Here is an 11997-nt window from a genome sequence, read left to right on the forward strand (position 1 = left end):
CCAAAGGTGACCAATACTTAAGCCGATATGGCGGAGTGACTGGCAAGCGTAAGTTGTTATGCCTGCCTGTTTGCGTCTCTGGGGAGTTTACTGGTGTTTAACCATGAGGGTCATGCCAGCGCAACGACACTTTACGTTCATATCCTGACGGCTTTTTTGAAAACTATTCATCCAATTTAAAGGTAATGTCATGAAAACTAATAAAATTATCGTTGCGGCAATGCTGACCGGGTTATTCTCAATCAACGCCATGGCGGCGGATATGATCTCCAAAGAAGAAGCCAAAGAAAAAGGTTACACCAGCCTGGGCGTGGTCACGACCAGCAATGAATACACCGCACCAATGGATGCTAAAGAAGAGCTGTCCAAACTGGCTGATGAGAAAGGCGGCAAATACTACGTTGTGATTGCGGCTCAAGAGAAAAAGAAAATCACTGCAACGGCTGAAGTCTTCAAATAAAACAGTTGAACTGAACCTGACTGAGGGATGCCACTGCGCATCCCTTTTTATTTCCACTCATTTTGTGCGCCATCTCCCTTTCTGAATTCCACATCCTCCTGATTTACCGAATTTAATTTTAATCGTTACTCTTAGAGTAACGAAGTGTCAGACCGCTTAATTGATGGGTTCCCTGTGGATTCCTACACTTAACCCGTTACCTAAACAGGTCAAATGTGATGCAACCGCCACTTGCCTGAACTTCCCCCGTTCTTTCTTTTTCGTTACGTCGGGAAGGCTTCAGCAAGCTCAACCCAGGGAGGTTTGGCATGCCGCAACATCCGCAGACCACGAAAGCGTGGGACACCCGCCGCAATGAAAAACAACGGCGTATCGACAGTGTCCGCTCCGTGGCCGAGGGTAAAGTGTTACCCACCGATAAAATTATTCCTGTTCTGGAAGCGCTGATTGCCTCCGGCGACCGCGTGGTGATGGAAGGGAATAACCAGAAACAAGCCGATTTTCTGTCCCGCTCACTGGCCAAAGTGAATCCTGAAAAGCTGCATGATTTGCATATGATCATGCCGAGCGTCAGCCGCGCCGAACATCTGGATCTCTTCGAACGCGGCATTGCCCGCAAACTCGATTTCGCCTTCTCCGGCCCGCAAAGTCTGCGCATTGCGCAGTTGCTGGAAGACGGTCAGATGGAAATCGGGGCTATTCACACTTACATCGAACTCTATTCCCGCCTGTACGTCGATCTGGTGCCGAACATTGCGCTGATCGCCGGTTTCAAAGCGGATCGCAAAGGGAATCTCTACACCGGCGCGAGCACCGAAGATACGCCTGCGCTGGTCGAAGCGGCGGCCTTTAAAAACGGCATCGTGATTGCGCAGGTCAACGAACTGGTCGAAGACGACGCCGACCTGCCGCGCGTGGACATTCCCGGCGACTGGATTGATTTCGTGGTGGTGGCCGATAAGCCGTTCTTCATCGAACCGCTGTTCACCCGCGATCCGCGCCTGATTAAACCGGTTCACGTCCTGATGGCGATGATGGCTATCAAAGGCATCTACGCCAAACACAACGTGCAGTCGCTAAACCACGGCATCGGCTTTAACACCGCGGCTATCGAATTGCTGCTGCCGACCTACGGCGAACAGCTCGGCCTGCGCGGCAAAATCTGTAAACACTGGACGCTCAACCCGCACCCGACGCTGATCCCCGCTATCGAAAGTGGCTGGGTGGATACCGTTCACTGCTTCGGCGGCGAACTGGGAATGGAAGAGTACATCCGCGCCCGTCCTGACGTGTTCTTCACTGGCCGGGACGGCTCGATGCGATCTAACCGCGCGTTCTGCCAAATGGCCGGTCAGTACGCGGTGGACATGTTCATCGGTTCCACCTTGCAGGTTGATGGCCTCGCTAACTCCTCCACCGTGACCCGCGGGCGTCTCGCCGGTTTCGGTGGTGCGCCAAACATGGGACATGACCCGCACGGTCGCCGCCACGCCACGCCTGCCTGGCTCGATATGATCGAAGAGCCGGACCCGCTGGCGCGCGGTAAAAAGCTGGTGGTGCAGATGGTTGAAACCTTCCAGGCCGGTGGCAAACCGACGTTCGTGGAAAAACTCGAAGCGGTGGATGTGGGTAAAGAATCCGGTATGCCGCTGGCACCGGTGATGATTTATGGCGATGACGTCACCCACGTCCTGACCGAAGAAGGGATCGCCTATCTGCATCGCGCCCGCTCTCTGGAAGAACGCCGTGCGATGGTTGCGGCGGTCGCCGGGATCACCGATATCGGCCTGGGCGTTGACGCCAAACGCGTTGCCGACCTGCGCCGTCAGGAACTGGTGGTCTTCCCGGAAGACATGGGTATTCGCCGCACCGACGCCACCCGTTCTTTACTCGCGGCTGGCAGCGTGAGCGATCTGGTTGACTGGTCCGGCGGCTTGTATAACCCGCCTGCCAAATTCCGCAGCTGGTGATCCTGATGCCGCAGACTTTACCGATTGGCGCTGTGCTGACAGCGGAAGAACTGGCCGAAAGGCTGGCAGACACGGCGACGCAGGCGCTGATCGACGAAGCGCGGCTTAGCCCGAAACCGGGGCTGGTGGACAGCCGGAGTTCTGGCGCACATCAGGATTTGAATCTGGATCTGATGGTGCGTTCGGCGCACAGCCTGACCCCGACGTTCTATGCGCTGGCGTTACACAGCTGGCAGCGCCCGGCGGATATCGCCCTGCGTCAGGACATCGGACGTTTAGGCCGTGCAGGTGAGGCGCAGATGATGGTGGAAACCGGCGGCGTCAATACGCACCGCGGCGCTATCTGGGCGATGGGGTTGCTGGTCAGCGCCGTTGCCATGCAGCCGGAAAGCCTGCTGCCGCAGCACATTGCGCAGCGCGCCGCAAAAATCGCGGCATTGCCCGACGTATTCAGCCCGAAAAAATTCAGTAAAGGATCGCACGCCGTGCAGCGTTATCAGGTGCCCGGCGCGCGCGAAGAGGCGCAGGGCGGATTCCCGCACATTATCGACTGCGCGCTGCCGCAGCTGCATCGCAGCCGTTCGCGCGGCGCCAGTGAAAGCGAAGCGCAGGTCGATGCATTACTGGCGGTGATGACCCGGCTTACCGATACCTGCGTGCTGTCGCGCGGTGGTTTACCGGCGCTGCACGCGATGCATCAGGGCGCGCAGGCGGTGCTCGCAGCCGGTGGAATGCACTCGGTTGCAGGCAGACAGCAATTACGGCGTCTGGAACGCCGGATGCTGGCCGATAACGTCTCGCCCGGTGGTGCAGCCGACTTACTGGCCGCGACCCTGTTTCTCGACAGCGTCAGCGAACCGCACACGATACGAATTAACTAACATCAGTAAAAAGAGGTGTTATGGAACGTTTTGAATTTAGTTACCCGGCGGCCAAGCCGCTGGCAGATCACGCCCAGGCGGGCGTGGTGGGTTCCGGCGACTTAGAAGCGCTGTATGAACCCCACGCCACACAGGCGCTGAAAATTTCAGTGACCACTTCCGTCGATGGCAGCCACAGCCTGTGGCAGCACTTTTTCGACCGTCTGAGCACCCTGCGCGAACTACCGGCAGGTCGCCTCGACATCCATGATTTTGGCGCCACACCAGGGGTTGCCCGTCTGCGTATCGAACAAGTCTTTGAGGAGGCTGAGCATGCAAACTGATGCCGATCAGAGCTTTATCGAGCTGAGTGCCCGTCAGCGCGCCCGCAAATTGCTGGACGCCGGGACTTTCCGCGAACTGCTGGGGCCGTTCGACCGCATCATGTCGCCGTGGCTGGAACCGCAGGGCATTGTCCCGCAGGCCGATGACGGCATGGTGGTCGCCAAAGGCCAGATCAACGGCCAGCCCGCCGTGGTTGTTGCGATTGAAGGCAGCTTCCAGGGCGGCAGCATGGGTGAAGTGTCCGGAGCCAAAATGGCCGCTGCCTTGGAAATGGCAGCGGAAGATAACCGCAACGGTATCCCGACGCAGGCGGTTCTGCTGCTGGAAACCGGTGGTGTACGTTTGCAGGAAGCCAATCTGGGGCTGGCGGCAATCGCCGACATTCACGCCGCGATCGTAGATTTACGCCGCTATACGCCGGTGATTGGCGTCGTGGCCGGAACCGTCGGCTGCTTCGGCGGGATGTCGATTGCCGCCGCGTTGTGCAGCTATCTGATTGTCACCCGTGAAGCACGCCTCGGCCTGAACGGCCCGCAGGTGATCGAACAGGAAGCTGGCATCGATGAATACGATTCCCGCGACCGCCCGTTTATCTGGAGTATGACCGGCGGCGAAGTGCGCTATCACAGCGGTTTTGTTGATGCGCTGGTAAAAGATTCCCTTGTTGAAGTGAAAGACAACGTGCTGGCCTTCATCAAAAAAGGCGTCCCTGTGACACACCGTTCTGATAATTATGAGTATTACCTGCCAAAACTGACCGGTTTTGACACCGCGCAGCAGGCCAGCCGTGACGTGACGGAAGCCTTGTTTAACCGGGAGGATCGCGCATGAGCACTTTTAATAGCAACACCGTCAGCCGGGGTGATTACTGGTTTGCCGAACTGACCAAAGACGCCACGCCGGTGGCCGGGCTGTGCTCCTCCGTGAAAGCGGCAGACGGCAAAATTAACGATCAGGCCGTGCGTTTTATCGCCGTGGTGCCCGATAAAAACAATCATTATCCGCGCGCCGCGGGCGGTGAAGTCGGTCTGCTGGAGGGCTGGACGCTGGCGAAAGTCGTCAACGATGTGATTGCCGCCGATGCCAATGCAGCTACCAAACGCGCCATCGTGGCGGTGATTGATGTGCCAAGTCAGGCGTATGGCCGTCGCGAAGAAGCGTTCGGCATTCATCAGGCGCTGGCCGGTGCCGCAGGCGCTTATGCCCGCGCGCGTCTGGCCGGGCATCCGGTTGTCGGGCTGATTGTCGGTAAGGCGATGTCCGGGGCGTTTCTGGCGCATGGCTATCAGGCCAACAAGCTGATCGCTTTCAAGAATAACGGCGTGATGATCCACGCGATGGGGAAAGAATCCGCCGCACGTATCACCCTGCGCTCGGTGGACGCGCTGGAAAAACTGGCGGCGACCATTCCGCCGATGGCCTACGACATCGAAAACTACGCCACGCTGGGAATGCTGTCACAACTGCTCGACATCGCTGATCCCGACAGCGCAACGCCTGACGATATCGCCCGTGTCGAAAACACGGTCTGGCAAAACATTCTGGACGCACGCAAAGAAGGCGTAAGCCTCAGCAACCGTCTGGGTGCCGAAAATCGCGCCAGTTCGCAGCGCGTTCGCCAGCAGATGCGCCAGGAATGGTAATTCGTTAACTACTTTCAGTCTCAACCGGTAACGCACCTGCAAACAGCGTGACGCAGCCGCATTGCGGGTTCCGCCCTGATGATTCGTCAGGGCGCGAGCCTGCTGTTGTCTGCAACTGGACTGTCATACTAAAAAAACCATCGCACCGGCGCTGACTGAGCATTCATTTTTGTCTCAGGAAACTCGCTATGACTTACGTAATTTTGCACGCACTTGCCCCTATTTTCGTCATCATGATCCTCGGTTTTTATGCCGGGAAAGCGAAAATGGTGGATAACCAGAATGTCTCTTTACTGAATATTTTCGTGATGGATTTCGCTTTACCCGCTGCGCTGTTTGCAGCGACCGTACAAGCACCGTGGTCGGGCATTGTCGAACAGTCACCGCTGATTCTGGTACTGGTGCTGGCGATGTGGATAACCTACGCGGCGATCTATTTTATTTGCACCAAAGTATTTAAGAAGTCCGCACAGGACGCCGCCGTGCTGACGCTGACCGTCGCGCTGCCAAATTATGCCGCGCTCGGCCTGCCTATTCTGAGCAGCGTAATGGGTGATGCGCCTTCAACGTCGCTGTCTGTGGCAGTTTCCATCGCCTGCGGTTCCGTGCTGATGACGCCGTTCTGTCTGCTGATTCTGGAACGTGAAAAAGCGCGTTTAAGCGGCGAAAATCAGGGCTCATCGCTGGCGCTGCTGCCGGTACTGATGTGGCGTTCGGTGAAAAAACCCATCGTCTGGGCACCGCTGCTGGGCGTGATTCTGGCGGCGATTGGCATTAAAATGCCGGAAATTTTCCTGGCGTCGATCAAGCCTTTGGGTCTGTCAGCGACCGCTTCTGCGCTGTTCCTGACCGGTGTGATCCTCTCCGCCCGTAAGCTGAAAATTAACGGCCCGGTGCTGTTATCCTGTATCGCGAAAAACCTGATCCAGCCGTTTATCGCCTGGGGTCTGGTGCTGGCGTTTGGCCTGAGCGGTCAGGTGGCGGTGACGGCAATTCTGATGATTGCGCTGTCCGCCGGTTTCTTCGGTATCGTATTCGGTAACCGTTTTGGGGTGCAGTCGCCGGATGCTGAAGCGTCTCTGCTGATTAGCTCCGTGCTGTGCATTGTGACGCTGCCGCTGTTTATCACGCTGACCGCTTCACTTCACTGATAAGAAAGGATGCAGAACGATGTCTCAACCGCGTGCCCATGATTTTATCTGGATCGCTGACCGCTCCGCGCTCGACAGCGACGACGCCTTACCCGCGTGGGTAAACAGCAGCTGGCGCACCGCGCTGCCGCTGGTGGTGCGCCGCGATGTACGTGCTGATGGCGCTGTCCCGGTGGGCATTCGCGGGCTGACCCGCATTCAGCGTGCCGCCGCCTGGGTTAGCCCGGCGGCGATCGTGCGGGTCGTGACGCCGGAATCACTGGTCAGCGACGTCAATGTGCTTCTGCACTCACCGTTTGTTTCACAGCAACCGGTGCAGGCGCTGATTACGTTGTGCAGAATGCAGCTGCCTTTCATGTGGGGCGTGACGGGCAGCTGCGCCTATGCGCTGGCCAGTGACCTTCCGGTGATGCACGCCGACAGCGATCTGGATTTGCTGGTGCGCTGCGACGCACCGGTCAGCCGCGCACAGTTCACCGAATTTTATGAACGGCTTCAGCGACTGGTGTGCCGTGCCGATGTCCAGATCAATACACCACAAGGCGGATTTGCTCTCAGCGAATGGCTGCGTGGCGGTGACGTGATGCTGAAAACTGACACCGGCCCGTTGCGGGTGCGTGACCCGTGGCAATCGCTGGCAGGCTGAGGCCTGCCACCAAGGAGCACGATGAAAATCCTCTTTACTTTCCCTGGTCAGGGGCCGCAGGTACCGCAGATGCTGCACCGTTTACCGGACAATGCCCTGACGCACTCCCTTATTGAGCAGGCCAGCCGCGCGCTCGGCGAAGACGTCCTGCTCCTCGACACCGCCGACGCATTGCGCGATACCCGCGCGGTTCAGCTCTGCTTGCTGACCGCCGGTGTTATCTGGGCAAAACAATGTCAGGCCGAAGGCATCGAGCCTGATTTTTGCAGCGGCCTGTCGATCGGTGCGTTTCCCGCCGCGGTGATCGCCGGTGCGCTGGATTTCTCACAGGCAATAAAACTGGTCGCGTTGCGCGGCGAACTGATGCAGCAGGCGTATCCGCAGGGGTTTGGCCTCTCGGCGATCACCGGCCTGCGTCAGAATCAAGTCGAAGCATTAGTGGCGCAGGTCAACACGGCGGGATCACCGGTCTATCTGGCCAATATCAATGCCGAAGATCAGCTGGTGATCGCTGGCAGTGACGCCGCGATGCAGGAAGTGATGGCGCTTGCCAAAGCGCAGGGCGCGCAGAAAACCCACCGGCTGGCGGTCAGCGTGCCGTCGCATTGTGCGTTGCTCGATGAACCCGCCGCAAAACTGGTGGAAGCGTTCAAAGATGTGACGATTTCCCGCCCGACCTGTGGTTATCTCAGTGGCACCACCGGGCGCGTTTACTGGCAGCCGGAGAAAATCGCCGACGATTTGGCAATGAATATGGCACGTACCGTGAACTGGCGTGACGCGATGGTTGCGGCGTATGAGCGCGACGTGCGCCTGGCACTCGAAATGCCCCCCGGCGCGGTGCTTAGCGGGCTCACCCGACGCGCGATGGAACAGGGCGAAGCGCTATCGTTATGCCAGTCCGGGATGCAGGTGGCGGGACGTCTCGCAGCGCGGTTACGGGAAAATGAGCGGTAAAAGGGTCAGCGCTTGCGGCTCGCCAGCGCATACATCCGGCTTTCGGCTGCGAGGGCGAGCAGGTTCGGGTCGTGCTCGCGGCTGTGCGGGAACACCAGCGCGATGGTCTGGCGCATCTGATAGGCTTCGGCCAGCGGCAGTAAACGTACCGTATTTTCATACACTCCTTTCATCCGGCCAGGGATCAGCGTATAGCCGACGCCCGCCTGCACCAGACTCAGCATTGAGAAAATGTCATTTACCCGCGTCACAATATCCGGCTCAAATCCGGCAATCTGAAATGCTTCCTGAAACCCGTGGTAAGTCGCGAATCCTTCGGCCAGTGAGACGAATTTTTCCTGTTTAAAATCCCGCAAATCCGCCGTGCCCTCGGTTGCCATTTCTGAACTGGCAGGCGCGGCGAGGAAAATATCATCCTGAAAAAGCGGCAGCTGATCGTAACGTTGGGCGTCGATACTGGAGTCGCTGGTGGAAATCAGGATGGCATCGAGCTGGCCGTCTTCCAGCTTGTGCAGCAAATCATTGTTCGAGCCCATCACCAGTTCCAGCTCAAGTTCCGGACGGCGCAGTTTCAGCCCCATGATGAGGCGCGGAATGGTTTCCAGCGTCAGGGAATACAGCGTGCCGAGCTTCAGGCTTTTGTCGCCAAATCCGGCGGCGCGCTGGGTGGCCTGAATGCCGTGTTCCATCTGTTCGATGACCTGCGTGGCGTGTTCCAGCAACGCTTCGGCGGCGGGCAGTGGTAACAGGTTGCGGCCTTTGTGGATGAACAGCGGACAGCGCAACCCTTCTTCCAGAGAATGTAGCGCACGATGCACGCTGACGCTGCTCAGTCCGAGCTGTTCGGCGGCGCGGCTGATGTTCTGCTTTTCCATGTAGGCGAGGAAAATTTCGAGTTTGCGGAAAGTGATTTCACTGTCGATCATACGGGTTCCTGCGGCGCAGTTGCGGCCTGAGGATAATAGCCGCAGTGCGGCTATTGAGAAAGGATTCGAATCAATGCGGGATGAGCTGATAGCTGACCGTCAGGCATTTTTTGCCTTCGGCGCAGCTTTTGCAGCCGCCGGAGAGGCAGCTGTCGTCGGCGTCGATGGCTTCGGCTTTGCGCATGGCGACCAGCCTTTCAAGCATCGCCTGCACCAGTGGCTGCGGGGTATTGAGTTGCAGACTAAGCTGGCGGGCATCCGCCCGGCCAGCCAGTGCGAGACTGTCGCGTACCTCAATCAGAGTGGCCATCATATCTCCTAGTGGCAATCGCTGCCGGTCGCGGGTGCACAGCAGGCCGCCGCTTTACGCGGTTGCAGATGCAGGCTAACGCGGCTGCGGGCGTTGCGCAGGGCGATAAGCACCAACGCGTTAAAGGCCAGCACGATTAGAATGATGGTCATACTGTGTCCCGGATGATCGCGGAAGGTGGCTGCCTGATAGAACAACGTTGCCAGAGAATAGGCGACGTTCAGCCCCCAGAAGATCGAGAAGGTCATCCAGCTGCGGCTGGTTTCACGGGCAATCGCCCCCATCACGGACACGCAAGGTACGTAGAGCAGCACGAAGATCAGATAGCTGTAGGCCGAAATCGCTGAGCCAAATTTGTTGCTCATGACGCCCATCGAGCTGACGCCCATTTCGCCGTCGCCTTTACTGGCTTCGATCGGGTTAGACAGCACGCTGATGCTAAACGTGTCCTTCAGCCCCTGCCAGGTCTCTTTCACCGCGCCGCCCAGTTCATCCACCAGGTTAAAATTCGCCGCATCAAATTCTTCATTGGTGATGTGTTCGGCGGTGTAAAGGGTGTTCAGCGTACCGACCACCACTTCTTTCGCCATCGCACCGGTTACCAGACCGACGGTTGCCTGCCAGTTGTCATTGTGCACACCCATCGGCGCGAGCACCGGCGTCAGCACTTTACTGACCGAGGCCAGCGCCGAATCATTGATGTTATTCACCGCGTTGCCGCTGAACGAGAAGCTGTTCAGTGCGCCGATGAAAATACTGGCGATGACGATGACTTTACCGGCGCGCAGCACGAAACCTTTCAGACGCTGCCAGGTTTGCAACAGCAGGCTTTTCAGATGCGGAACGTGATACACCGGCAGTTCCATCACGAACGGTGACGCTTCGCCGCGCATGATGGTGTATTTGAGCAGCAGGCCGGTGAGGATGGCGACCACAATGCCCAACAAATACAGTGAGAAGACGATGGAGGCGCCGTCCTGCCCGAAGAACGCTGCGGAGAAAACGGCGAAGATAGCCAGACGTGCGCCGCAGGACATAAACGGCGCCATCATGACGGTGATCAGGCGTTCGCGCGGGGCGTCCAGCGTACGCGCACCCATAATCGACGGAACGTTACAGCCGAACCCGACAATGAGCGGCACGAAGGATTTGCCGGGCAGGCCAAGCGCCTGCATCAGCCTGTCCATCACGAACGCGGCGCGCGCCATGTAACCGGAATCTTCAAGGAAGGAGAGGAACAGATACATCATGCCGATTTGCGGCACCAGCGGCAGAACGGTGTTGATCCCGCCGCCCACGCCCTGCGCGAGGAAAATGGTCAGCCATTGCGGGAAGTGCAGGGTAAAACCAATCCACTGCATGCCCTGAATGAAAATCGCCGCGGAACCAATATCGAAAATCGGTTGCAGCGCACCGCCGATGTTGATCGCCAGAACGAACATCAGGTACATCACCAGCAGGAAAATCGGTACGCCGAGGAAACGGTTGAGGATCACGCGGTCCAGCACCTGCGTCAGTTTATTCGGCGCGGTGAGGTGCGAGTTGCTGATTTCAGCACTCAGCTGGGCAATGGACTGATAGCGCGCATCGGCGATCAGCAGCGCCGGATCGTCCAGTTCCTGTGCTGCCAGCCGCGCTTTCACTTCCGGCAGCAGCTGTTGCGCGTTACCGGCGTGGGTCTGGCTGTAGATATCGCCTTCAAGAATTTGCAAAGCCAGCCAGCGGCGTTGTTGCAGCGCCATCTCTGACGGCATGGCGGCGGCCAGCACGTCCACTTCCTGTTGCAGCAGCGGAGGGTAGGTCACGCGCGCAAGCGTCGTGGCCGGAGGCAACGAGTCGATGGCCGTTTTCAGTTCTTTAATGCCGGAGGCGCGGGTAGATACCAGTGCGATCACCGGGCAGCCCAGACGCACAGACAGCGCCGGGATATCGATATTGATGTTCTGGATTTTGGCGATGTCGAGCATGTTCAGCGCGACGATGCACGGAATGCCGAGCTCGAGCAGTTGCAGTGTGAGGTAAAGATTGCGCTCAAGGTTGGAGGCATCCACGACGTTAATCATCAGGTCGGCATCGCCGCTGAGAATGTAGTGGCAGGCAATCTGTTCGTCGAGCGAGGTTTGTTCGGAGATGGTGGTCAGGGAGTAGGTGCCCGGTAAATCCACCAGCGTGATTTTATGATCTTCGGTGGCGAACTGGCCTTCTTTGCGTTCGACAGTCACGCCCGCCCAGTTACCCACGCGCTGGCGTGAACCGGTCAGCTGATTAAAAAGGGTGGTTTTACCTGAGTTGGGATTACCAATCAGGCCAATGGTCAGTGCTTTCATACGTTCAGATCTACGTGTGAGAAAGGAGAAACGCGCAGGGGATCAGTGTGACCCGCGCAAAAAGTCAGGCCAGTATTTCGAGCTTGAGCAGATCGAGATCTTTTCTGCGCACAACCAGACTGGTGCGGCGTGTCTCGATTTGCACCGGATCGCCCATCGGTGCGACGCGGATAATGTTGAAGAACGACCCAGGCAGCATGCCGAGTGACAGCAGTTTCTGGCGGTACGCCGGGCTGATTTCATGAGAAAAGCCGGTGATTTTGTAAGCACGTTGTGACTGAAGTTGCATGAGTTCCTCGCGAAGCGATCGGGTTTGTGGGGGCCGCGTTGCCAAAGCTACGCCGCGCTTCCGTGCCCGGTTATTCCACTTAAGTGCGAATTATGTTGCAAAAAAAACTGCTC

The 11997-nt window shown here is 57.9% G+C and carries 13 protein-coding genes; 9 read left to right on the forward strand and 4 right to left on the reverse strand.

Annotated elements, in window-relative coordinates; all coding sequences use genetic code 11:
- Nucleotides 1–190 precede the first annotated feature (190 nt).
- The 9 genes from TU92_RS12405 (at nucleotide 191) to mdcH (ending at nucleotide 8032) form a co-directional block, all read left to right on the forward strand.
- Nucleotides 191–460, forward strand: coding sequence for a YdgH/BhsA/McbA-like domain containing protein (locus TU92_RS12405; protein WP_112167532.1), 270 nt, complete (start codon nucleotides 191–193; stop codon nucleotides 458–460).
- 308 nt (nucleotides 461–768) lie between these two features.
- Complete coding sequence (gene mdcA / locus TU92_RS12410) at nucleotides 769–2430, forward strand: malonate decarboxylase subunit alpha (RefSeq protein ID WP_112167533.1); 1662 nt, start codon at nucleotides 769–771, stop codon at nucleotides 2428–2430.
- A 5-nt stretch (nucleotides 2431–2435) separates the two neighbouring features.
- Entirely contained in the window at nucleotides 2436–3311 is an 876-nt protein-coding gene (locus TU92_RS12415) for a triphosphoribosyl-dephospho-CoA synthase (protein ID WP_112167534.1), read from the forward strand.
- Nucleotides 3312–3331: 20 nt separating this feature from the next.
- Nucleotides 3332–3634 carry a malonate decarboxylase subunit delta gene (locus TU92_RS12420; RefSeq protein WP_112167535.1) on the forward strand — a complete coding sequence of 101 codons (303 nt, stop codon included), beginning with the start codon at nucleotides 3332–3334 and terminating at the stop codon, nucleotides 3632–3634.
- Complete coding sequence (locus tag TU92_RS12425; protein WP_112167536.1) at nucleotides 3624–4466, forward strand: biotin-independent malonate decarboxylase subunit beta; 843 nt, start codon at nucleotides 3624–3626, stop codon at nucleotides 4464–4466. The genes TU92_RS12420 and TU92_RS12425 overlap by 11 nt, the downstream gene beginning before the upstream one ends.
- Nucleotides 4463–5278, forward strand: coding sequence for a biotin-independent malonate decarboxylase subunit gamma (gene mdcE / locus TU92_RS12430; protein ID WP_112167537.1), 816 nt, complete (start codon nucleotides 4463–4465; stop codon nucleotides 5276–5278). Before TU92_RS12425 ends, mdcE begins: the two co-directional genes overlap by 4 nt.
- 188 nt (nucleotides 5279–5466) lie before the next feature.
- Nucleotides 5467–6429, forward strand: a complete 963-nt coding sequence (locus tag TU92_RS12435) for an AEC family transporter (protein WP_112167538.1) — start codon at nucleotides 5467–5469, stop codon at nucleotides 6427–6429.
- A gap of 19 nt (nucleotides 6430–6448) precedes the next feature.
- Nucleotides 6449–7075, forward strand: coding sequence for a malonate decarboxylase holo-ACP synthase (locus tag TU92_RS12440; protein WP_112167539.1), 627 nt, complete (start codon nucleotides 6449–6451; stop codon nucleotides 7073–7075).
- A 21-nt stretch (nucleotides 7076–7096) separates the two neighbouring features.
- Nucleotides 7097–8032, forward strand: coding sequence for a malonate decarboxylase subunit epsilon (mdcH, locus tag TU92_RS12445; RefSeq protein ID WP_112167540.1), 936 nt, complete (start codon nucleotides 7097–7099; stop codon nucleotides 8030–8032).
- 5 nt (nucleotides 8033–8037) lie between these two features.
- On the opposite strand, the gene TU92_RS12450 is transcribed toward mdcH, so the two are convergent.
- The 4 genes from TU92_RS12450 to feoA all read right to left on the reverse strand — a co-directional run bounded on the left by TU92_RS12450 (nucleotide 8038) and on the right by feoA (nucleotide 11884).
- Entirely contained in the window at nucleotides 8038–8958 is a 921-nt protein-coding gene (locus TU92_RS12450) for a LysR family transcriptional regulator (protein WP_112167541.1), read from the reverse strand.
- 70 nt (nucleotides 8959–9028) lie between these two features.
- Nucleotides 9029–9268, reverse strand: coding sequence for a FeoC-like transcriptional regulator (locus tag TU92_RS12455; RefSeq protein WP_112167542.1), 240 nt, complete (start codon nucleotides 9266–9268; stop codon nucleotides 9029–9031).
- An 8-nt stretch (nucleotides 9269–9276) separates the two neighbouring features.
- On the reverse strand, nucleotides 9277–11595 hold the full coding sequence (gene feoB, locus TU92_RS12460; protein ID WP_112167543.1) for a Fe(2+) transporter permease subunit FeoB: 2319 nt from the start codon (nucleotides 11593–11595) through the stop codon (nucleotides 9277–9279).
- Nucleotides 11596–11659: 64 nt separating this feature from the next.
- Nucleotides 11660–11884, reverse strand: a complete 225-nt coding sequence (gene feoA, locus TU92_RS12465; protein ID WP_112167544.1) for a ferrous iron transporter A — start codon at nucleotides 11882–11884, stop codon at nucleotides 11660–11662.
- Between the last annotated feature and the right edge of the window lie 113 nt (nucleotides 11885–11997).

This window comes from Rahnella inusitata, assembly GCF_003263515.1.
Classification (GTDB): Bacteria; Pseudomonadota; Gammaproteobacteria; order Enterobacterales; family Enterobacteriaceae; genus Rahnella; species Rahnella inusitata.